Annotated in this window: 19 protein-coding genes and 1 other RNA gene; 10 read left to right on the top strand and 10 right to left on the bottom strand. The window is 68.1% G+C overall.

From position 1 onward, the window contains the following. The first annotated feature begins 151 nt into the window (after window positions 1–151). The 5 genes from ruvC to WJ16_RS03050 all read left to right on the top strand — a co-directional run bounded on the left by ruvC (window position 152) and on the right by WJ16_RS03050 (window position 4,903). Window positions 152–694, top strand: a complete 543-nt coding sequence (ruvC, locus tag WJ16_RS03070; RefSeq protein ID WP_069255789.1) for a crossover junction endodeoxyribonuclease RuvC — start codon at window positions 152–154, stop codon at window positions 692–694. Between the two features lie 154 nt (window positions 695–848). Then, the gene (gene ruvA / locus WJ16_RS03065; protein ID WP_069255788.1) at window positions 849–1,430 is read left to right on the top strand and encodes a Holliday junction branch migration protein RuvA; all 582 of its coding nucleotides are present in this window, start codon (window positions 849–851) and stop codon (window positions 1,428–1,430) included. 133 nt (window positions 1,431–1,563) lie between these two features. Then, window positions 1,564–2,634 carry a Holliday junction branch migration DNA helicase RuvB gene (gene ruvB, locus WJ16_RS03060; RefSeq protein ID WP_069255787.1) on the top strand — a complete coding sequence of 357 codons (1,071 nt, stop codon included), beginning with the start codon at window positions 1,564–1,566 and terminating at the stop codon, window positions 2,632–2,634. Window positions 2,635–2,662: 28 nt separating this feature from the next. After that, entirely contained in the window at window positions 2,663–3,613 is a 951-nt protein-coding gene (locus WJ16_RS03055) for an oxygenase MpaB family protein (RefSeq protein ID WP_069255786.1), read from the top strand. 162 nt (window positions 3,614–3,775) lie between these two features. After that, complete coding sequence (locus WJ16_RS03050; protein ID WP_069257935.1) at window positions 3,776–4,903, top strand: ParB/Srx family N-terminal domain-containing protein; 1,128 nt, start codon at window positions 3,776–3,778, stop codon at window positions 4,901–4,903. 59 nt (window positions 4,904–4,962) lie between these two features. Here the strand turns inward: WJ16_RS03050 and WJ16_RS03045 are convergent, their stop codons facing one another. From WJ16_RS03045 to tyrS, 3 genes are read right to left on the bottom strand one after another with little or no spacing between them, the layout of a single operon-like run. Beyond that, the gene (locus WJ16_RS03045) at window positions 4,963–5,625 is read right to left on the bottom strand and encodes a histidine phosphatase family protein (protein WP_069255785.1); all 663 of its coding nucleotides are present in this window, start codon (window positions 5,623–5,625) and stop codon (window positions 4,963–4,965) included. Between the two features lie 23 nt (window positions 5,626–5,648). After that, window positions 5,649–6,107 carry a D-aminoacyl-tRNA deacylase gene (dtd, locus tag WJ16_RS03040; RefSeq protein WP_069255784.1) on the bottom strand — a complete coding sequence of 153 codons (459 nt, stop codon included), beginning with the start codon at window positions 6,105–6,107 and terminating at the stop codon, window positions 5,649–5,651. Next, complete coding sequence (gene tyrS / locus WJ16_RS03035; RefSeq protein WP_069255783.1) at window positions 6,104–7,345, bottom strand: tyrosine--tRNA ligase; 1,242 nt, start codon at window positions 7,343–7,345, stop codon at window positions 6,104–6,106. Before tyrS ends, dtd begins: the two co-directional genes overlap by 4 nt. Window positions 7,346–7,487: 142 nt before the next feature. Here tyrS and WJ16_RS03030 point away from each other — a divergent pair, with 142 nt between their 5' ends. Then, complete coding sequence (locus WJ16_RS03030) at window positions 7,488–8,648, top strand: anhydro-N-acetylmuramic acid kinase (RefSeq protein ID WP_069255782.1); 1,161 nt, start codon at window positions 7,488–7,490, stop codon at window positions 8,646–8,648. 113 nt (window positions 8,649–8,761) lie between these two features. On the opposite strand, the gene erpA is transcribed toward WJ16_RS03030, so the two are convergent. From erpA to rplM, 4 genes are read right to left on the bottom strand one after another with little or no spacing between them, the layout of a single operon-like run. Next, window positions 8,762–9,133, bottom strand: coding sequence for an iron-sulfur cluster insertion protein ErpA (erpA, locus tag WJ16_RS03025; protein WP_069255781.1), 372 nt, complete (start codon window positions 9,131–9,133; stop codon window positions 8,762–8,764). Between the two features lie 20 nt (window positions 9,134–9,153). Beyond that, window positions 9,154–9,342, bottom strand: coding sequence for a hypothetical protein (locus WJ16_RS32775; RefSeq protein WP_226240777.1), 189 nt, complete (start codon window positions 9,340–9,342; stop codon window positions 9,154–9,156). Between the two features lie 9 nt (window positions 9,343–9,351). Next, window positions 9,352–9,744, bottom strand: a complete 393-nt coding sequence (gene rpsI, locus WJ16_RS03020) for a 30S ribosomal protein S9 (RefSeq protein ID WP_011883283.1) — start codon at window positions 9,742–9,744, stop codon at window positions 9,352–9,354. A gap of 11 nt (window positions 9,745–9,755) precedes the next feature. Further along, on the bottom strand, window positions 9,756–10,184 hold the full coding sequence (gene rplM, locus WJ16_RS03015; protein ID WP_009687896.1) for a 50S ribosomal protein L13: 429 nt from the start codon (window positions 10,182–10,184) through the stop codon (window positions 9,756–9,758). Window positions 10,185–10,495: 311 nt separating this feature from the next. Between rplM and WJ16_RS03010 the strand changes: the two genes are divergently transcribed. Both WJ16_RS03010 and WJ16_RS03005 read left to right on the top strand, forming a co-directional pair. Continuing rightward, on the top strand, window positions 10,496–10,801 hold the full coding sequence (locus WJ16_RS03010; RefSeq protein ID WP_069255780.1) for a DUF1090 family protein: 306 nt from the start codon (window positions 10,496–10,498) through the stop codon (window positions 10,799–10,801). Between the two features lie 411 nt (window positions 10,802–11,212). Next, window positions 11,213–11,677: an OsmC family protein gene (locus WJ16_RS03005; RefSeq protein ID WP_076605865.1), complete on the top strand. Its 465-nt coding sequence runs from the start codon at window positions 11,213–11,215 to the stop codon at window positions 11,675–11,677. A gap of 69 nt (window positions 11,678–11,746) precedes the next feature. Here the strand turns inward: WJ16_RS03005 and rnpB are convergent. The 3 genes from rnpB to pyrC all read right to left on the bottom strand — a co-directional run bounded on the left by rnpB (window position 11,747) and on the right by pyrC (window position 14,122). Further along, window positions 11,747–12,158: RNase P RNA component class A (gene rnpB / locus WJ16_RS03000), an RNA gene on the bottom strand. A gap of 12 nt (window positions 12,159–12,170) precedes the next feature. Then, window positions 12,171–13,061 carry a DUF3025 domain-containing protein gene (locus tag WJ16_RS02995; protein WP_069255778.1) on the bottom strand — a complete coding sequence of 297 codons (891 nt, stop codon included), beginning with the start codon at window positions 13,059–13,061 and terminating at the stop codon, window positions 12,171–12,173. Continuing rightward, the gene (gene pyrC, locus WJ16_RS02990) at window positions 13,058–14,122 is read right to left on the bottom strand and encodes a dihydroorotase (RefSeq protein ID WP_069255777.1); all 1,065 of its coding nucleotides are present in this window, start codon (window positions 14,120–14,122) and stop codon (window positions 13,058–13,060) included. The genes WJ16_RS02995 and pyrC overlap by 4 nt, the downstream gene beginning before the upstream one ends. Window positions 14,123–14,326: 204 nt before the next feature. Between pyrC and WJ16_RS02985 the strand changes: the two genes are divergently transcribed. Continuing rightward, complete coding sequence (locus WJ16_RS02985) at window positions 14,327–15,232, top strand: class II glutamine amidotransferase (RefSeq protein WP_069255776.1); 906 nt, start codon at window positions 14,327–14,329, stop codon at window positions 15,230–15,232. 523 nt (window positions 15,233–15,755) lie between these two features. Then, entirely contained in the window at window positions 15,756–21,017 is a 5,262-nt protein-coding gene (locus WJ16_RS02980; protein ID WP_069255775.1) for an autotransporter outer membrane beta-barrel domain-containing protein, read from the top strand. Window positions 21,018–21,028: the final 11 nt, after the last annotated feature.

Below are 21,028 nucleotides of genomic sequence, written 5' to 3'. Positions count from 1 at the left end.
TCGCATGCGGCCCGCGCGGCCGCTGCACGACAACCCGGCGGCATCGCACCCGCCGGGTTTTTTATTGCGCGGCGCCCTCGCGCGCCACCGTGCGGCCGGCGCCCCGCACCATTCGTTGTAGTATCGCTGCATCGGGCTTTTCTCCTTACTCATGCGAATCCTTGGCATCGACCCCGGCCTGCGCGTCACCGGCTTCGGCATCATCGACGTCAGCGGCCATCGGCTCGCGTATGTCGCGAGCGGCGTGATCCGCACGCCGACCGCCGACCTGGCCACCCGGCTCGGCACGATCTTTCAGGGCATCTCGACCATCGTGCGCGAGCACGCCCCCGATCAGGCCGCGATCGAAAAGGTGTTCGTCAACGTGAACCCGCAGTCGACGCTGCTGCTCGGCCAGGCGCGCGGCGCCGCAATCTGCGGCCTCGTCGCGGGCGGCCTGCCCGTCGCCGAATACACGGCGCTGCAGCTCAAGCAGGCGGTGGTCGGCTACGGCCGCGCGACCAAGACGCAGATGCAGGAAATGGTCACGCGCCTGCTCAACCTTTCCGGCCAGCCCGGCTCGGACGCGGCCGACGCGCTCGGCATGGCGATCTGCCACGCGCACGGCGGCAACACCCTCAGCACGCTCGGCGGCCTCGCGCCGGCGCTCGCGAAGAAAGGCCTGCGCGTGCGGCGCGGGCGCCTCGTCGGCTGACACCGGCTGCCCGCGCGCGGCGCGCCCGATCGACCGTCGTGACCGCACGCGGCGCGCCCGCGCGCCGCCATCGCACCGGCGTGATGGCCGATCCCGTCGGCATGGCGCCGCACGTGCGCTACACTCGCGCTTTCTTCTTCGCATCCCGCCATCCATGATCGGTCGCATCGCCGGCATCCTGCTCGAAAAGAACCCGCCTCACCTGCTCGTCGACTGCAACGGCGTCGGCTACGAAATCGACGTGCCGATGAGCACCTTCTACAACCTGCCGCAAACGGGCGAACGCGTCGTGCTGCTCACGCAGCAGATCGTGCGCGAGGACGCGCACCTGCTGTACGGCTTCCTGACGCCGCAGGAGCGCACGACCTTCCGCGAGCTGCTGAAGATCACCGGCATCGGCGCGCGCATGGCGCTCGGCGTGCTGTCCGGCATGAGCGTGCAGGAACTCGCCCAGGCCGTGACGATGCAGGACGCCGCGCGCCTCACGCGCGTGCCCGGCATCGGCAAGAAGACGGCCGAGCGCCTGCTGCTCGAACTGAAGGGCAAGCTCGGCGCCGATCTCGGCGCGCTCGCCGGCGCCGCTTCGCCGTCGGACCACGCGACCGACATCCTCAACGCGCTGCTCGCGCTCGGCTATTCCGAAAAGGAAGGCCTCGCCGCGATCAAGAACGTGCCGGCCGGCACCGGTGTGTCCGAAGGCATCAAGCTCGCGCTGAAGGCGCTGTCGAAGGCATGACGTGCGCATGACGCGCCGCCGGGCGGTACGCTGAAAGCGGTGCGTCGAAGCCAGTGTCGCGCGGCGGCGCGGCACCCGCCAGTCGGCCGTTCGGCCAGGTAGGCGGGACAGCGGCGCGCGGTACAATGGCCGCATGATTGAAACCGACAAACTCGCCACCGAGCCGCGGATCATCGCCGCCACGCCCGCCTCGTCGCACGAGGAGGTGTTCGAACGTGCGCTGCGGCCGCGCCAGCTCGACGACTACGTCGGCCAGGAAAAGGTGCGCGGCCAGCTCGAAATCTTCATCGAAGCCGCCAAACGCCGCTCCGAGCCGCTCGATCACGTGCTGCTGTTCGGGCCGCCGGGTCTCGGCAAGACGACGCTCGCGCACATCATCGCGCGCGAGATGGGCGTGAACCTGCGCCAGACGTCCGGCCCCGTGCTCGAGCGCGCGGGCGATCTCGCCGCGCTGCTGACGAACCTCGAAGCGAACGACGTGCTGTTCATCGACGAGATTCACCGGCTGTCGCCGGTCGTCGAGGAAATCCTGTATCCGGCACTCGAGGATTACCAGATCGACATCATGATCGGCGAAGGGCCGGCCGCGCGCAGCGTGAAGCTCGACCTGCAGCCGTTCACGCTGGTCGGCGCCACCACCCGCGCCGGGATGCTGACCAACCCGCTGCGCGACCGTTTCGGGATCGTCGCGCGCCTCGAGTTCTACGACGCCGATCAGCTGTCGCGCATCGTGCGGCGTTCGGCGTCGCTGCTGAACGCGCAGATCGATCCGAACGGTGCGCTCGAAATCGCGAAGCGTGCGCGCGGCACGCCGCGGATCGCGAACCGGCTGCTGCGCCGCGTGCGCGACTTCGCGGAAGTGAAGGCGGACGGCCAGATCACCGCGGCCGTCGCCGATGCCGCGCTGGCGATGCTCGACGTCGATCCGGTCGGCTTCGACCTAATGGACCGCAAGCTGCTCGAAGCGATCCTGTACAAGTTCGACGGCGGCCCGGTCGGGATCGACAACCTCGCGGCGGCGATCGGCGAAGAGCGCGACACGATCGAGGACGTGCTCGAACCGTACCTGATCCAGCAGGGCTTCCTGCAGCGCACGCCGCGCGGGCGCGTCGCGACGCTGCTCACCTATCGCCACTTCGGGCTTTCCGTACCTGACGCCCGTCGCACCGAACGCGGCGAATGGGATACGCCCGACGGGGACTAACCCACCCGCCGCCCGAGCCGCGCCCGCCATGACCACGCCCCCCAGCCACCCCGCCGCACCCGCACCGGGCCCGCGCTGGGCCGAGCCGATCCGCAAGCGGCTCGTGGCCGGCGTCACGCACCTGACGGTGGGCGGCGGCGGCCCGTCGCTCGACCTCTCTTCGCCGCCGGGCGACCCGGGGCTGTTCGGCCCCGACGCGATCTGCTGGCGCGTGCATGCCGACTTCACGTCGATGATGACGGGCGGCATCGCCGCGCTTCTGCTGCAGGCGCTCCATCCGCTCGCACTCGCCGGCGTCTGGGATCACTCGTCGTTTCGCACCGACATCCTGGGCCGCTTGCGGCGCACCGCCACGTTCATCACCGGCACGACGTTCGGCAGTCGCGCGGACGCACTCGCGCTGATCGAGCGCGTGAAAGCGATTCACGCGCGCATATCGGGCACCGCGCCGGACGGCCGGCCCTATCGCGCCGACGATCCGGCGTTGCTGACCTGGGTGCACGTCGCCGAAGTGTCGAGTTTCCTCGCCGCGCATCTGCGCTACGTGAACCCGGCGCTGCCGGGCGAGTTGCAGGACCGCTACTACGCCGAAACGGCGCTGGTCGCCGAACTGCTCGGCGCACATGCGGTCCCCCGTTCGCGCGCCGAAGTCGCCGCGTATCTCGCACGCATGCAGCCCGAACTCGAGGCTGGCCCGCGCACGTTCGACGTGATGTCCATCCTGCTGAACGTGCCGGTCGCGAGGCCCGCGCTGCGGCCGGCGGCGTCGCTGGTCATGCACGCCGGGATCGACCTGCTGCCGCCATGGGCGCAGCGCATGCTCGGCGTATCGACGTTCGCGCCGCTGCGACGCGCGGTGGTCCGGCCCGGCATCCGGGCCGTCGCGCCCGTGCTGCGCTGGGCGCTCGTGAACGGCGCGTCGAAGCGCGCGCGCCGCCGCGCCACCGCGGTACCGCCCGACGGCACACCGCCCGCCTGACGATCCGCTTCTTCGTATCATTTCAATTTACTGTCAAATACCTGTGTCAAGCTGACGGGCTTGCACCCGCGCACGGTCGCACGCACCGTCCGTCCCGCCTGTCCGTGACCCGCGCGGTGTCCCGCCCACCAGACTGACACCCGACCGACACCGATGCCCGCGATGCCACGCCTGCCGATCCGTTTCGCCCTTGCCGCCAGCCTGTCCACCGTCTTCGCGCTCGCCGCCTGCGGGGGCGACGACGTCACCGCCGTCGCGCGCTCGGACGCGCAAACGCCGTCCGGCGGCACCCCGGCCGCGCCTGCCCCCACGCCGCCCGCCACCGTCACGCCGCCGGCGGGCAAGTGGAAGGCCGCTCGCGCGGGCGACCTGATCGACGTGACGCTCGGCGATCTCCATCCGACGCAGGGTGCGATCGGCTACGACCAGATCTACTACAAGCTCGGCCGCTACGAACTGCAGCCCGACAAGAAATTCGACGACTTCTGCGCGGACGAAGGCCTCGGCGGCGTCGCTTCGGGCGGCTACACGGCCAGGTCGGTGCTGCGCGAGCCCGCGAGCTACACGTGCATGACGACCGACGCGAACGCCCGCGACCGCTCGGTGCTGAACCCGGTCGTGATCGGCCCGAACGGCGATGCGCTGTACCTGACCGACGGCCACCACGGTCTGTCGACCTACTACGAGACGCCCGACGGCGGCCCGGCGCTGCACGTGCACGTCGTCGTCAAGGACAACCTCAGCGACTACTCGGGCGATGCGTTCTGGCAGCAGATGCGAAGCCGCGGCTACCTGCGCCTGAAGAATGGCGACGGCAAGCCGATCAGCGCCGCACAACTGCCGACCGGGCTCGGCCTGAAACTCGGGATGACGAACGACCGCTACCGCTCGCTCGTCTATTTCACGCGCGACATCGGCTACAGCAAGCCCGCTCAATCCACGGACTACCTCGAGTTCTACTGGGCCGACTGGCTGCGCGCGCAACCGGGCACGTTCTCGCTCGCTGCCTATGACCTGACGCGCGCCGGCACGACCGACCCGGACCCGGCGAAGGCCGACACGGGCTACCTGAACGCGGTCTGGAACGCGTCGACGCGTATGGTCGCGGCCACGGACCCGGTGATCGACGGCAAGACGGGCGCCGATCTCGGGCGCGCGGACGCGATCAACGGCGGGAAGAAGTACAACAAGGGGGAATTCGACAAGCTGCGCCAGCCGATCACGGCCGACAAGCCCGGCAAGATCGCGTACGCGCTCGACTACAAGACGCGCCACGCGCTGCCGCAGTAAGCGGCGCGCACCGCGCAGAAGAACACCCCGGCCGGCCGTGCCGGACGGGGCCGGCCGGCTCAGAGCACCTTGCGGTACCCGTCGTCGTCGCTGGCGGCGTCCAGATGCGACACGTCGGCCCACTGCACGACCTGTGCGCGCCCGTCCACGTAATCGACGACGTTGATGCTCGTGTTGAGCAACTGATAGCTGCGCGGCGCCGACAGCTCGATGCCGTTCGCAAACCGGTACACGCAGTCGAGCACGCCGCCGTGCGCGACGCACGCGATCCGGCCGCCCGGATGCGCGGCCACGATCGGCTCGAGCGCATGCAGCACGCGGTGATAGAACGCGCGCTGCGACTCGCCGCCTTCCGGTGCGAAGCCGGGGTCGCGCGTCTGCCACGCCGCGTACGCGTCCGGAAACAGCGCCTCGATCTCGCTGCTGTCGTGCCCCTGGAACGCACCGTACGAGCGTTCGCGCAACCCGTCGCGCAGCAGCAGCGGCAACCCGAGCGCATCGGCGAACGGCTGCGCGGTCTGCTGCGCACGCATCAGGTCGCTCGAATAGACCGCGTCGATCCGCGCACCGTCACGCGCGTCGCGTACGAGCCGCGCGGCGAGCTTTTGCGCCTGTGCGAGCCCGGTGTCGGCCAGCGGGATGTCGATGTGCCCCTGGATGCGCTTGATGCGGTTCCAGGCCGTCTCGCCGTGGCGGATGAAAAGTATCTGGGTGGTGGCCATCGCTGCGCGTCTCGGGGGAGGAATCAGGGCCGCACTTGCAGCCAGAACGTCACGGGGCCGTCGTTGACGAGCGATACCTGCATGTCGGCGCCGAACTCGCCCGTCTCGACGACCGGATGACGCGCCCGCGCGGCCGCGACGAAATAGTCGAACAGCCGCGCGCCTTCGTCGGGCGGCGCGGCCGGCGTGAAGCTCGGACGCAGCCCGCTGTTGGTATCGGCGGCCAGCGTGAACTGCGACACGAGCAGCAGGCCGCCTGCGCGGCCCGCGCCGTCGATGTTCGACACCGGCAGGTTCATCTTGCCGGCGGCATCGCTGAACACGCGGTAGCCGAGCATTTTCGCGAGCAGCTTGTCGGCCGCGGCTTCGGTGTCGCCTCGCTCCGCGCAGACCAGCGCGAGCAGGCCCGCGCCGATCTCGCCCGTCGTGCGATCGCCGACGCGCACGTCGGCGCGCTTCACGCGCTGGATCAGCGCGATCATGCGGTCAGCGTGACGCGGGCGAAGCGGCGCTTGCCGACCTGCACGACGAATTCGCCGGCCTCGACCTTCAGGCCCTTGTCCGACACGGTCGCGCCGTCGATCTTCACACCGCCCTGCTCGATGTTGCGCAGCGCTTCGCTCGTCGACGGCACGAGGCCGGCCTGCTTCAGCAACTGGCCGATCGCGAGCGGTGCGCCAGCGAGCGTGACCGACGGAATGTCGTCGGGCACGCCGCCCTTCGCGCGGTGGTTGAAGTCCTCGAGCGCACGCTCCGCGTCGGCCTGCGAGTGGAAGCGCGCGACGATTTCCTGCGCAAGCAGCACCTTGAAGTCGCGCGGGTTGCGGCCGCCTTCGATCTCGCGCTTGAAGCCGGCGATCTCGTCCATCGGACGGAACGACAGCAGTTCGAAGTAACGCCACATCAGCGTGTCCGAAATGCTCATCAGCTTGCCGAACATTTCGGTCGGCTTCTCGCTGATACCGACGTAGTTGCCCTTCGACTTCGACATCTTCTCGACGCCGTCGAGGCCCTCGAGCAGCGGCATCGTGAGAATGCACTGCTGTTCCTGTCCGTACTGCTTCTGCAGTTCGCGGCCGACCAGCAGGTTGAACTTCTGATCGGTGCCACCGAGTTCGAGATCGGCATTCAGCGCGACCGAATCGTAGCCCTGCATCAGCGGGTACAGGAATTCGTGGATCGAGATCGGCACGCCGCCCTGGAAGCGCTTCGTGAAATCCTCGCGCTCGAGGATTCGCGCAACCGTGTAGCGCGACGCGAGCTTGATCATCCCGTCCGCGCCGAGCGGCATCGACCACTCGCTGTTGTAGCGGATCTCGGTCTTGTCGCGGTCGAGCACGAGCGCGGCCTGCTCGAAGTAGGTCTTCGCGTTCGATTCGATCTGCTCGCGCGTGAGCGGCGGGCGCGTCGCGTTGCGGCCCGACGGATCGCCGATCAGCGACGTGAAATCGCCGATCAGGAAGATCACCGTGTGGCCGAGATCCTGCAGCTGACGCATCTTGTTCAGCACGACCGTATGACCGATGTGGATGTCGGGCGCGGTCGGATCGAGGCCGAGCTTGATGCGAAGCGGCGTGTTCGTGGCCGCGCTGCGCGCGAGCTTCTGCGCGAACTCTTCCTCGATCAGCAGCTCGTCGACGCCGCGCTTCGTGACGGCGAGCGCATGCCGGACTTCGTCGGTGATCGGGAAAACAGGCTTGGAACTGGGTTCGGTGCTCATCGGTGCCAGGAAGAATGTCGCAAAAACAGTGATTTTCCCATAACTTGCGCGCGCATCGCTTAACGGCGCGCCACGTTGCGCGGATAATCGGGCGCAAGGCGCGCGGCACCGGCCCGCGCCGCACGATCCAGGAGGACCCAACGTGCCGCAACGACAGCCGCAACACGCCCACCCGGCCGACGGCATCTACTTCGGGCTGATGTCGGGAACCAGCATGGACGGCGTCGACGGCGTCGCCGTGCGTTTCGAGGCCGGCAACGCGCCGGTCGTGCTCGCGGAAGCGTTCGTCGGCTTCGCGCAATCGCTGCGCGACACGCTGTTCGCGCTGCAACGGCCCGGCGACGACGAGATCGACCGCGAATCGGTCGCGGCGAACGCGCTGGTCACGCGCTATGCGGTGTGTTGCCACGAATTGCAGCGCACGGCCGGGCTGTCGCGCGACGAGATCCGCGCGATCGGCGTGCACGGGCAGACCGTGCGCCATCGCCCCGAGCGCGGCTACACGCGGCAGATCAACAACCCGGCGCTGCTCGCCGAGCTGACCCAGGTCGACGTCATCGCCGATTTCCGCAGCCGCGATGTGGCCGCCGGCGGCCACGGCGCACCGCTCGCGCCGGCGTTCCACGCGACGGTGTTCGGTGCGCCGGGCGAAACGCGCGTCGTCTGCAATCTCGGCGGGATCAGCAACATCACGATCCTGCCCGGCGATACGAACGCGCAACGCGGCGAAGTGCGCGGCTTCGACTGCGGCCCCGCGAATGCGCTGCTCGACGAATGGGCGACCCGCCATCTCGGCAAGCCGTACGACGACGGCGGCAAGTTCGCCGCGCGCGGCACCGTCCATGCGGCGCTGCTCGACGCGCTGCTCGACGAGCCCTATTTCCGCGCACCGCCGCCGAAAAGCACCGGTCGCGACCTGTTCAATCCGGCGTGGCTCGACGCGAAACTCGCCGCGTTTGCGCAAGTCGCGCCGCAGGACGTGCAGGCAACGCTCACGGCGCTCACGGCCGTGTCGATCGCACGCGAGATCGCGCAGCACGCGCCAGGCTGCAAGGCCGTGTTCGTATGCGGCGGCGGCGCACGCAATCCGGTGCTGCTCGACGCGCTCCGGCACGCGTTGCGTGACGCGGGCGTGCCGGCCACCGTCGATACGACGGCCGCGCTCGGCGTGCCGCCGCAGCAGGTCGAGGCGCTCGCGTTCGCATGGCTCGCGTACCGCTTCACCGCGCGCCTGCCCGGCAATCTCGCAACGGTCACAGGGGCGGCCGGCAACCGCGTGCTCGGCGCGCTCTATCCGCGCTGACGCGACGCCTGCCGCACGGCAGGCGTCGTCTTTTCATCGCAAACGGGCATAAAAAAACGGGACACGAAGCCCCGTTTCTCGTTCCGGCGAACCGGATCGGATCTGTCGTGCGCTCAGACCGAGAACGACGAACCGCACCCGCAGGTGGTGGACGCGTTCGGGTTCTTGATCACGAACTGGGCGCCGTTGAGGTCGTCCTTGTAGTCGATCTCGGCGCCGACCAGGTACTGGTAGCTCATCGAGTCGATCAGGAGCTGGACGCCGTTCTTGTCCATCACGGTGTCGTCCTCGTTGACTTCCTCGTCGAACGTGAAGCCATACTGGAAGCCGGAGCAGCCGCCACCCTGCACGAACACGCGCAGCTTCAGGTCGGGATTGCCCTCTTCGTCGATCAGTTGCTTGACCTTGTCAGCCGCGGCGTCGGTGAAGACGAACGGAACCGGCATGTCGGTGGTCGTTGCTGCGGATTCGGTAACAGCGTTCATTGCGAACTCTCCAAGAAGCTTTAGCCGCTATTGTAGGGCCGTTCGGAAGATCGTGCTGAAGTCCATGAAATCAACAGGTTCTTGTCGATTTCATCAAGCGGACCCGCGCGGGCTGCCGCTGCGGCGGCCTGGAAGCGGCCATAAAAAAACCGCCAGCGCGAAAGCTGGCGGTTTTTTCGGCGAACACCGCCCGAAAGCGGCGCGGCCATGAAGCGGAATTAACGCTTCGAGAACTGCTTTGCGCGGCGTGCCTTGCGCAGACCGACCTTCTTACGCTCGACTTCACGTGCATCGCGCGTGACGAAGCCTGCGTTCGACAGCGACGGCTTCAGCGTCGCATCGTAGTCGATCAGTGCACGGGTGATGCCGTGGCGCACTGCACCTGCCTGACCCGTTTCGCCGCCGCCGTTGACGTTGACCTTGATGTCGAACGTCTGGCCGTGGTTCGTGAGTTCCAGCGGTTGACGCACGATCATCAGCGACGTTTCGCGCGAGAAGTAGTCAGCGATGGGCTTGCCGTTGACGATGATGTCGCCCTTGCCAGCCTTGATGAAGACACGTGCGACTGCGCTCTTGCGGCGGCCCGTACCGTAGTTCCAGTTACCGATCATGTGGGCTCCCCTTAGATCTCGAGCGCCTTCGGCTGTTGAGCCGAATGCGGATGCGTAGCTTCAGCGTAGACCTTCAGCTTCTTGATCATCGCGTAGCCGAGCGGGCCCTTCGGCAGCATGCCCTTGACCGCTTTCTCGAGCGCGCGGCCCGGGAAGCGTTCCTGCATCTTGCCGAACGTCGTCTCATAGATACCGCCCGGGTAGCCCGAGTGACGGTAGTACTTCTTGTCCAGAGTCTTGTTGCCCGTGACCTTCAACTTGCTTGCGTTGATGATGATGATGAAATCACCAGTGTCGACGTGCGGGGTGAACTCAGGCTTGTGCTTGCCGCGCAGACGGCGTGCCACTTCGCTGGCAACACGGCCGAGAACCTTATCCGTCGCGTCAATCACGTACCATTCGCGCGTCACCTCATGGGCTTTTGCGGAAAACGTCTTCATGATCGATCCAAAAAAATTGCTTTGCCCGATGTGTTCTTCCTGCTTGTCTGTGTGCGCTTCGAGGCGCGGTGCAGGCTCTCCCTGTTCTTTTTCCGTGGGCATGAATGCGGAAAAGCCCTGAATTATAAAGGAAATACGGCAACGCGGTCAAAGAGAATCCACTTCCCGTGCGCACGACGGCCGAAATGGGCCAAAATCCGGTCGTGCCCCGACCAGCCAGGCGAACCGAGCGCCCGGGGAGGCACCCATCGACGCGCGGCACGCGACCTTGCCGCGCCAGACCGGCCGAACACGGAAAACAACAAACAAGCATGATGAATCAACGACTCACGCCCTTCCTTGCGGCCGCGCTGCTGGCCGCCGCGACGCCTGCCACCGCTGCCCGCGCCGACTGCGAAGCCAAGCTCGACGCACTCGATACCCGCCTGGCCGAAGCCCGGGCCGCCCATGCCGAGGAGCGCGTCGCCCGCCTGCGCGCGGTGCGCGAACGCGTTCGCCAATTCTGCTCACGCGGCCACGGCCATGCGTCGGCCGTCCGCGCGCCGGGGCCCGACGCACGCTCGCCCGCCACGCCGCCCGGGGCGACGTCGCAGCCGGCGGCCAGACAGCCCGCGTGACGCTGCCGGGCCGCGCAAGCCGCGCGCCGATGTTTGCATGGGACGAAAAAAAGCCCGAACGGCTGGTTCGGGCTTAATCCACCATAGGAGGAGGGTGGAGGAGACATTCGGAGGTTGCCGCAGCGCGACAACCAATGAGGCTCATTATACGAACGCGTCGTCGACTTCACAAGAAAATTTGCATTACGAAATCGAACATCATAATGTGGGATTTTTTGACGGCCCGCTTGAGAAAACGATTTTCTCTTTTAAATCAATCACATGATCGCAGCAAGCATGATCGGGAACCGCCTTCGTCTAGAACAAAACCCCTAATTCCGCAGGGGAATTGGCCGTTCGGCAGGCCGCGCGGGCGGCGCCGGCATTGCGCGTCGTGCAGCGCATCAGCCGACCGTTGCGCAGCGGGCTACAATGCCGGATCGAATCCGAATCAGGCAACGCTGGAGTGCAAGCATGGAATGCAAAGTAAGCTGGATGGGCCAGGACGGCATGGCGTTTTCCGCCGAGACCGGCAGCGGCCATCTCGTCACGATGGACGGCGCGCCCGAAGGCGGCGGTCACAATCTCGCGCCGCGCCCGATGGAAATGGTGCTGCTCGGCACCGGCGGCTGCACGGCCTATGACGTCGTGCTGATCCTGAAGAAGAGCCGCCAGGAAGTCAGCGGCTGCTCGGTCACGCTGAAGGCCGAGCGCGCGAGCGAAGATCCGAAGGTGTTCACGAAGGTGCACTTCCACTTCACCGTCACCGGCCGCAACCTGAACCCGGCCACGGTCGAACGCGCGATCAACCTGTCGCACGACAAGTATTGCTCCGCGTCGATCATGATCGCGAAGACGGCCGAACTCACGCATTCGTTCGACATCGTCGCCGGCTGAACGCACGGCGAACGCGCATGAAAAAAGGCCGGCGCTCCGTTGGGAGACGCCGGCCTTTTCGCATTCGAACGGCAAAGCAGGCCGATAAGCCGGATTCTGTGCACGCTGCGCGCCGAAGCACGCAACGCGTGGCAGCCATTCCTCTAGGCGCGCCATTGCTGACGCGCTCAAGCTTCCTACCCGCAGACGAGACGGGGGCCCCGTCCTGCATCCGAAAATGCGCGCCTGCCTACTTGGAATTGCTCCGGGTGGAGGTTACCGTGCCGGCGAACGTCGCCGTCGCCGCGGTGCGCTCTTACCGCACCGTTTCACCCTTACCTGATCCCGGCTTGCGCCGGGCCATCGGCGGTTTGCTTTCTGTTGCCCTGTTCCGCGTGTCGCCACGGATGGCCGTTAGCCATCACCCTGCCCTGTGGAGTCCGGACTTTCCTCGCCCCCGCGCGCCCGAAGGCGGCGAGGCCGCGACTGCCTGGCCTGCTTTGCGACGCGCATTCTAGCACTGCGCGCCGCCACCGGCAGCGCGCGAGCGGCGGCCGCTGCGAAACACGGCCGGATCGTCGTAGAACGCGGCCTCGCCGTTCGCCTCGCACCAGCCCGGCACACCGAGCACCGGGAGCGGCGCGAAATCGCGGCTCGTGAGCGCGCGCGTGGCGAGTTCGGCGGCGACGCGCGCATCGACATGCGCGATCCGCTGCGCATCGGGCCACGAGAAATAGTCGGCGCTCACTTCGACGATCCACGTGTGCGCGGTGCAGGACTTGTAGGGCGCGACGAGCTTCTCCAGCAGCGCATGGCCGACGAGCCGCGCTTCGCAGCGCGTGCCCCATGCATCGCGCGCGGCGACCAGCAGCCGCGCCCAATCGAACCCGCGCAGCGCGTCGGCAAGCGTGCGGTCGGCCGTCACGAACAGCGCGGCATTTTCGTCGAACAGCGTGAGCGCATCGCGCAGCGTGCCGCGCACCGGGCCGACCCCGCCCGCCGCGTCGATCGCCGCGGCCTGGCGCGCATTCAGTGCGGCCTTGATGCGCGGATACGCGAACCAGACGAGCGCATTGAAGAAGTCGTGCAGATTGTGGCGGGTCGGAACATGGCCCGTCTCCGCGATATGGGTCTCGTACGCGACGCCGGGCGGCAACGCGGCCTGCGGCACGAACCGGAGCCGCCGGCCGCAGCCGCTGACACGCGGACCGTCGGGCCCGGCGTCACGCGACGCGCGGTTCAGCGCGTCGAGCAGCGCGGCCTCGCCTGCCCGTACGGCCGCCTGTATCGCGCGGCCGCGCGCCGCGTAGGGCGCGAGCCACGGCACGGACCAGTCGATCCGCGCAAAATCCGCCGCCGCGCGGCCGGCCGCATGGCCGGGTTCGCGCGGCGGCGCGAATGTCACGCCAGTTTCCAGCCGATCGTCTCGCCGCCGCGCAGCGGCACGACGGGCGTATCGCCCGCGAAGATCTCGCGCGGCAGCTCCCATGCCTCGCGGCGCAGCGTGACCGTCTCGGCGCTGCGCGGCAGCCCGTAGAAATCGGCGCCGAAGAAGCTCGCGAAGCCTTCCAGCTTGTCGAGCGCGCCGGCGGTGTCGAACGCTTCCGCATACAGTTCGAGCGCGTGCAGCGCCGTGTAGCAGCCCGCGCAGCCGCACGCGGTTTCCTTCGCGTCGCGCGCATGCGGCGCGCTGTCGGTGCCGAGGAAGAAGCGCGGGTTGCCCGACGTCGCGGCTTCGACCAGCGCGACGCGATGCGTCTCGCGCTTGAGCACCGGCAGGCAATAGTAATGCGGGCGAATCCCGCCGACGAACAGCGCGTTGCGGTTGTACAGCAGGTGATGCGCGGTGATCGTCGCGCCGAGCAGGCCGGGCGCCGCGTCGGCGTCGCGCACGTAGTCGGCCGCGTCCTTCGTCGTGATGTGTTCGAACACGACTTTCAGGCCCGGGAAATCGCGGCGCAGCGGCGTCATCACGCGGTCGATGAACACTTTCTCGCGGTCGAACAGGTCGATCGACGCATCGGTCACCTCGCCGTGCACGAGCAGCGGCATGCCGGTTTCCTGCATCGCCTCGAGCGTCTTCGCGCATTTCGCGAGATCGGTGACGCCGTGGTCGGAATTCGTCGTCGCGCCGGCCGGATACAGCTTCACGCCGTGCACGAAGCCGCTTTCGCGCGCGCGGCGGATTTCGTCGGGCGGCGTGTTGTCGGTCAGATACAGCGTCATCAGCGGCTCGAACGTCATTCCGGCCGGCAGCGCGGCGAGGATGCGCTCGCGATACGCGTGCGCCTGCGCGGTGATCGTGACCGGCGGCTTCAGGTTCGGCATGACGATCGCGCGGCCGAACTGGCGGGCGGTGTGCGGCAGCACGGCGGCCAGCATGTCGCCGTCTCGCAGGTGCAGGTGCCAGTCGTCGGGACGGGCGAGCGAGAGCGTCGCCGGGGAGGAAGCGTTCGAGGCAGTCATAGAAGGCGTCGTGAGGATGAGGCTGGCCATCGGCGGGGCCGGAACGCGCGCGTGCGGGCCGACTGACGGCAAACCGCAACACGGGGCCTTCGGCCGGCGGAATCCGCTTTTTACCGCTCAGGGCTCGGTGATATGCTAGAAGCCGCATTGTACCGGGGTTCGCCCGGTTCGTTACCCCCGCCTCAGCCTGCTGCCCCAAGTAAAATGTGCCAACTCTTAGGAATGAACTGCGCCGCGCCGACGGACGTCACATTCTCCTTCACAGGTTTCGCGGCCCGGGGCGGGCTCACCGATCACCATGCCGACGGCTGGGGCATCGCGTTCTTCGAAGACAAGGCCTGCCGCCTGTTCATCGATCACCAGGCATCGGCCACGTCGCCGATCGCCGAAATGGTGAAGCGCTACCCGATCAAGTCCAAGAACACGATCGCGCACATCCGCAAGGCGACGCAGGGGCACATCCTGCTCGAGAACAGCCATCCGTTCATGCGCGAGCTGTGGGGCCGGCACTGGATCTTCGCGCACAACGGCGATCTGCAGGACTACGCACCGGACATGGACGGCAGCGTCTACCATCCGGTCGGCACGACCGACAGCGAGCAGGCGTTCTGCGTGCTGATGCAGGGGCTGCGCGAAGCGTTCCCCGGCGCGCAGCCGCCGCTGCCCGAACTGTTCGAGCGCGTCGGCGAGCTGACGCGCGGCATCACCGATCACGGCGTGTTCAACTTCCTGATGTCGAACGGCCAGGCGCTGTTCGCGCACTGCTCGACGCGGCTGCACTACCTCGTGCGGCGCTGGCCGTTCTCGACCGCGCACCTCGTCGACGAAGACCTGTCGATCGACTTCGCGAAATACACGACGCCCGAGGATCGCGTCGCCGTGATCGCGACGCAACCGCTCACCGACAACGAAGTCTGGACCGCGTTCGAGCCGGGCGAGCTGATCATGTTCCAGTGCGGCGACGTCGCCGCGCGGATGCGGATTCCGGTGCCCGAGCGCGTGCTCGAGAAGCTGCGCAATCCGGCGCTCGACGCATCGGCGTCGGCGCCGCGCGATGCGCGCGAGGCGCTCGCCACCGAAGTCGATTCCGACGACGCGATCGACTTCTGAGCGCGCCGCGACCGCTTTCGTGATGCGTGTCGCGTGGCCATATCGCCCGCCCCGGCAAATCGACGCGTCGTCATCCAGCATTCGCTTGATTTAATTCATTTCCCATAGAAAATGAATTAAATTCTAAAACGAATAAATCACGCGATCGAAATACGTATAATCCGGAAACCGCATTTTAACGGATCGCCTCGTCGCAAACCGTGCGCCACCCCACCGATCCGGAAAACACGAACCCATCCGCAACAAACTGAAAAAATCCTTATCCATCAAGGCTTTCAGTTCGATTCATCACACAATCCAGAAATACCGGATGAAATCGACATGATTGCCGCATTTGTTAGCTTTCCGACAATTAGCCGCTTCCCCGGCAACTAGACTCCGCCCATCCTCGGTGTAACGAATCGCGATTGGCGGAGAAACGGCCACGGCCGCCGCACACCCATTCACGCCATTCCCCACCGCGGATTGCGATTTCACTGCACCGCGGTGAAAACCACATCAAAAGAAGAGAGAGGGGTTTGTCGTGAATCATTCATTTCGATCGATATGGAGCGAGACCACAGGCTGCTGGGTCGCGGCTGCGGAAACGGCACGGGCGCGCGGCAAGCGCTCGGGCCGCCCGTCCGGCACCGGCCGGCGCGCCGCGCACGCGGCCACGCGCCGGACCTCGCTTCGCATCGCGGCACTCGGCGCCGCGCTGGCCGCGCTGTCGGCCGGCCCGGCGTACGCATCGACGTGCGGCAACGGCTCGGCCGTCGCAAGCGGCGGCACCTGCGCGCTCGGCAGCTTCAGCCCGACGGTCAACGACGACCTCGTCGGCGCCACGACCGTGTCGGGCGGCGACCGGGTCGGCCTGACGGGCGCGTGGACGGGCGCGACCGGCGACATGGGCTACACGCCGATGCCGCTCGGCAGCACGTCGATCATTTCGGGCAACCCGAACCAGCCGCTGGTGTCGCTCGGCGGCAAGACGCAAAGCGTCGGCACCCCCGACTCGATCACGGGCGGCCGCACGTCGGTCGCCACCTACGATTCGTCCGCATTCGTCGCGTCGACCGCGGGCTCGACCGTCGTGCAGGTCTACCACGACGTGAACGGCGACCAGTACGTGAACACGCGGTTCGGCACGGTCGCGAACTCGGGCGGCACGCTCGACGTATCGATCGGCTCGCCGGGGAGCGCGCCGACGGCCGCCGGCAATGCGATCACGATCGCGGCCAAGCAGACCGACCTCACCTACGCGGACGGCACCGGCTCGACACCGAGCGTGATCAACTGGAATTCGCGCAACCAGATCTGGTTCATCACCGGCGACTATCTCGCGAGCGGCGGCCCCGTCGGTACCGTCGAGCTCGACGTGCCAGCCTACGCGGGCACCTTCAAAGCGTTCGATGGCAGCACGTGGACCGTCACCGACGCCGCATCGCTCGCCGCGTACAACGACTTTCTCGTGCGCTCGGTCCAGAGCGGCGCACTCGGCTCGCAGGCCGCCTACGACACCGCGTTCGGCCAGGCCGTGACGATCACCCCGCAGACCTTCGAGTATGCGAACAACGTGTCGCCCGGCGACAAGAACGCGCTGCCCAGAAACTATCCGACCGCGATGCACGGCACCGGCGCGAACGCGACGCTGCATATCGGCAAGGACGGCCAGATCGACTTCCGCGGCTCCAACACGATCGACGAGAGCGCCGCCGTCGTCGCGGAGAACGGTGCGCACTTCATCAACGACGGGCGCCTGTCGGGCGACTTCACGCTGGTGCGCCTGCTGAGCGGCGCGAGCGGCGTCAACAACGGCACGATTTCATCCGGCTATACGTCCGGCGACAACGTCGCCACCGGCGGCAGCACGCGGCCCGACAACTTCGGGCTCGATACGTACGTCGAAGGCAGCGGCGTGTACGCAAACGGCGCGGGCACCACGTTCGTCAACAACGGCGTGATGAACGTCGGCGCGTGGGATCTCGTCCACAACCGCCCCGACCTGCAGAACTACGCGGTGGCCGCAACCGACGGCGCGCGCGCGTCGAACGCCGGCACGATCAACGTCGGCGTCAACGCGACGACGCTCGACAGCCAGGTGATCGGCGGCCTCGTCGCCGGCGGCAGCTTCACGAACGAAGCAGGCGGCACGATCTACCTCGGCCGCGCGGCCCAGTACGACGCCGGCGCGCCGGAAGCCGTGAACGACGTCGCGCTGTCCACGCACGCGTACGGCGTCCTGCTCGGCGCATCGGGCACCGCGAGCAACCTCGGCACGATCGTGATCGGCTCGCAGACGCAGAACGGCGCCGCGCTGGCGAGCATCGGCTCGTCGTCCGGCACGCTGAGCAACGCGGGGGCGATCGTCGTCAACGGCGCGGCGGCCGGCACGCCGCTCGCCAACGTCGGCATCCTCGCGGCCAACACCGCCGCGACCGTGACCAACACCGGCACCATCACGCTGAATGGCGTCAACGGCATCGGCATCATGGTCGTCGGGACCGGCACGAACGCGACGGCCGCGACCTCGACCGGCACGATCGACGTGGCCGGCGGCCTCGATCCCGCATCGGGCACCCGCAACTACGGCGTGTGGGCCGAGGGGCCGCTCGCGAAGGCCACGCTCGACGGCGCCCTCAACCTGACGGGCACCGGCGCGATCGGCGCGCACGCGCGCTCGGGCGCGACGATCGACGTCGGCGCCAATGCCGTACCCGCGTTCATGTCGGGCACCAACCAGATCGGCTTCTACGCGTACGGCGCGGGCTCGAAGATCAACGTCGCCGCGCAGCACCTGAGTGTCGACACCGACGATTCGACGCTGTTCCGCGTCGCGGGTGGCGCGGCCTACACGGGCACGTCGATGGCCGGCGCGCTGACGACCGACGTCAACGGCCAGCGCGCGCACGGCGTGCTCGCGACCGACACCGGCACCGTGCTGTCGACCGGCAACGCGACCTACAACGTCAACGGCGCGAACGGCATCGCGATCGCGGTCGAAGGCGGCGCGCAAGGCACGATCGACGCGGGCGCGACGATCAACCTGAACGCGGGCGGCGCGATCGCCGGCGTCGTCGACGGCCAGGCGCACGATCTCGCCGGCGCCAACGCCGGCGCACCGGTCGCGACGACGCTGACCAACCACGCCGCCGTCACGTCGTCGACGGCCGGCGTGACGGGCTTCGTCGCGCAAAACCTCGGCACGCTCGAGAACCGCGACACGGTACTGCTGACGGGGGCCGGTTCGACGGGCGTCGTGATCGGCACGCTCGGCACGGTGAACAACGCGTCGACGATCCGCGTATCGGACGGCACCGGCGCGCTCGTCCAGGGCGCATCGGCGACGCTCGCCAACACGGGTTCGATCGAAGCCGACGACGGCATTGCAGGCGTGCGCCTGACGGGTGCCGGCGCATCGGTCGCGCTGTCGGGTGCGGGCACCGTGACCGCGAACGGCAGCGCCGACGGCGTGCTGATCGACTCGACCGTGACGGGAGGCGGGCTCGCGGCCGGCGCGACGTCGATCGCGGTGGGCGGCTCGGGCAAGGGGATCGACAACCAGGGGACGAACGCGACGATTACGCTGTCCGGCACGCAGATCGGCACGACCGGCGGCGGCGCCGACGGCTTGTCGTCGACGGGCGCCGGCGCACGCATCGCGGCCGATGCGGCAACCGTCGTCCGGACCACCGGCGACCACGCGCGCGGCTTCTTCGTGTCGGGCGCGGATTCGACGCTGACGGCCGACGGGACGACCGTCGCGACGACTGGCGCGAATTCCGCCGCGGTCGTGACGAACGACGGCGCGACCGCGGTGCTGTCGGGCGCGAAGCTCACCACGGCCGGCGCTGCCGCCGACGGCCTCGTCGCGCAGAACGGCGGCCGCATCGGCGATACGGGCTCGACGATCGTCAGCGGCGCCGGCAACGGCGCCACCGCCGACAGCGGCGGCGTGCTCGCGTTGACCGGCACGACGCTCAAGGGCGCGACGGCCGGCGTGCTGGCCTCCGATACGCTCGGGAACGGCGCGACGAGCACCGTGCTGGTCGACGGCGGCAGCGTCGCGTCCGTCAGCGGGCCGGCCTTCGCCGTGCGCGGCGGCACGGCCGACATCGCCGTGCGCAACGGCACGGTCGTGACGGCCGGCAACGGCACGCTGCTCGACCTGTCGAACGGCGGCAACGCCACCTTCACCGCGTCGGCCGTGAATCTGGCAGGCGACATCGTTTCCGATGCATCGAGCACCGGCAACGTGTTCCTCGCGAACGGCACGACGCTGACCGGCAAGATCGACCCGGTCGCGCTGAGCGTCGACCCCACCAGCACGTGGCGCATGACGGGCAGCTCGGTGCTGAGCAGCCTGAACAACGCGGGCCTCGTCGCGTTCGCCGCACCGACCGGTGCGCCGACGCTCGCGGGCAGCTACAAGACGCTCACAACGGGCAGCTACGTCGGCAACGGCGGCACGATCGCGCTCAACACGTTCCTCGGCGCCGACGCATCGCCGACCGACCGGCTGATCGTGAACGGCGGCACCGCAAGCGGCACGACGGGCCTGAAGATCGCCAACACGGCCGGCACCGGCGCGCAGACGAAGGGCGACGGGATTCCGGTGGTGGTCACGGCCAACGGCGGCACGACCACCGCATCGGCGTTCCAGCTCGCGGGCCCCGTGCAGGCGGGCGCGTACGAGTACCGGCTCTATCGCGGCGGGCAAGGCGACGCGAACGGCTGGTACCTGCGCTCGCAGCTCGATCCGTCGAACCCCGACGACCCGATCCACCCGTCCGGCGACGGCGATGGCAACGGGAACGGCAACGGCGGCACGCTCGCGTACCGCCCGGGCGTCTCGGGCTACGCGCTCACGCCGCTGCTCAACGCCGACTACGGCTTCTCCACACTCGGCAAGCTGCACGAGCGCGTCGGCGACATCTACAACCTCGAAAAGCAGCAGCCCGGCAATCGCGACGGCGTATGGGGGCGCATCGGCGGCCAGAGCCTCGACGCGAACGCGGGCCGCTTCTCGGCCGACGAGCGCACGTTCTTCGCGCAGTTCGGCAAGGACTGGACGCTCGACCAGGCACCGAACGGCGGCGGCAGCACGCACGCGGGCGTGACGGCCAGCATCGGCGTGTCGAACGCGAGCTTCAGCGACATGGCGCGCGCCGATACGGCCAACCTGTCGACGTCGACGGGCTCGGTCGAGATGCATGCGCAGAGCGTCGGCGGCTACTGGACGAAATACCTGTCCGACGGCACGTACTTCGACAGCGTCGGGCAGGTCACGCACTACGGCAACCGCTATCGCGACAGCTACGGCAACGAGGCGTCGCAGAACGGCTTCGGCGTCGCGCTGTCGCAGGAAGTCGGCAAGCCGTTCGCGATCGGCGGCCTGCCGGTCGCGGTCGAGCCGCAGGCGCAGCTGATGTATCAGTACCTGAAGCTGAACGGGTTCAACGACAACGTGTCGGCGGTATCGGGTACGACGACGAATGCGTTGCGCGGCCGCGTCGGCGTGCGCATCTTCCGGCCGAACCTGCAGTCGGATTCGGGCGGCGGCGCTGCCACGCCGTACTTCACGGCAGACGTGCTGCACGACTTCCTGTCGCCGGGCCAGACCGTCGTCGGCGGCACGCCGTTCGCAACGCACCTCGGCCGCACGTGGTACGAGCTCGGGGTCGGCGTGACCGCGAGCTTCGGCAAGTCGGGCGAGCTGTACGCGAACGCGAAGATCGCGCGCAACATCGGCGGCGACTACCGGCGCGGCATCGTCGGGCAGGTCGGCTACCGCTACAGCTGGTAACGCGCGCGGGC

The sequence above is a fragment of the Burkholderia metallica genome (assembly GCF_001718555.1).
Taxonomy (GTDB): domain Bacteria; phylum Pseudomonadota; class Gammaproteobacteria; order Burkholderiales; family Burkholderiaceae; genus Burkholderia; species Burkholderia metallica.
The sequence above is the reverse complement of the archived record's forward strand: the minus strand, read 5'-3'. Positions and strand labels throughout refer to the sequence as shown.

Coding starts and splice junctions, on each gene's coding strand:
- ruvC (WP_069255789.1), top strand. CDS start 152: ATGCGAATCCTTGGCATCGACCCCGGCCTGCGCGTCACCGGCTTCGGC.
- ruvA (WP_069255788.1), top strand. CDS start 849: ATGATCGGTCGCATCGCCGGCATCCTGCTCGAAAAGAACCCGCCTCAC.
- ruvB (WP_069255787.1), top strand. CDS start 1,564: ATGATTGAAACCGACAAACTCGCCACCGAGCCGCGGATCATCGCCGCC.
- WJ16_RS03055 (WP_069255786.1), top strand. CDS start 2,663: ATGACCACGCCCCCCAGCCACCCCGCCGCACCCGCACCGGGCCCGCGC.
- WJ16_RS03050 (WP_069257935.1), top strand. CDS start 3,776: ATGCCACGCCTGCCGATCCGTTTCGCCCTTGCCGCCAGCCTGTCCACC.
- WJ16_RS03045 (WP_069255785.1), bottom strand. CDS start 5,625: ATGGCCACCACCCAGATACTTTTCATCCGCCACGGCGAGACGGCCTGG.
- dtd (WP_069255784.1), bottom strand. CDS start 6,107: ATGATCGCGCTGATCCAGCGCGTGAAGCGCGCCGACGTGCGCGTCGGC.
- tyrS (WP_069255783.1), bottom strand. CDS start 7,345: ATGAGCACCGAACCCAGTTCCAAGCCTGTTTTCCCGATCACCGACGAA.
- erpA (WP_069255781.1), bottom strand. CDS start 9,133: ATGAACGCTGTTACCGAATCCGCAGCAACGACCACCGACATGCCGGTT.
- WJ16_RS32775 (WP_226240777.1), bottom strand. CDS start 9,342: ATGGCCGCGCCGCTTTCGGGCGGTGTTCGCCGAAAAAACCGCCAGCTT.
- rpsI (WP_011883283.1), bottom strand. CDS start 9,744: ATGATCGGTAACTGGAACTACGGTACGGGCCGCCGCAAGAGCGCAGTC.
- rplM (WP_009687896.1), bottom strand. CDS start 10,184: ATGAAGACGTTTTCCGCAAAAGCCCATGAGGTGACGCGCGAATGGTAC.
- WJ16_RS03010 (WP_069255780.1), top strand. CDS start 10,496: ATGATGAATCAACGACTCACGCCCTTCCTTGCGGCCGCGCTGCTGGCC.
- WJ16_RS03005 (WP_076605865.1), top strand. CDS start 11,213: ATGCCGGATCGAATCCGAATCAGGCAACGCTGGAGTGCAAGCATGGAA.
- pyrC (WP_069255777.1), bottom strand. CDS start 14,122: ATGACTGCCTCGAACGCTTCCTCCCCGGCGACGCTCTCGCTCGCCCGT.
- WJ16_RS02985 (WP_069255776.1), top strand. CDS start 14,327: ATGTGCCAACTCTTAGGAATGAACTGCGCCGCGCCGACGGACGTCACA.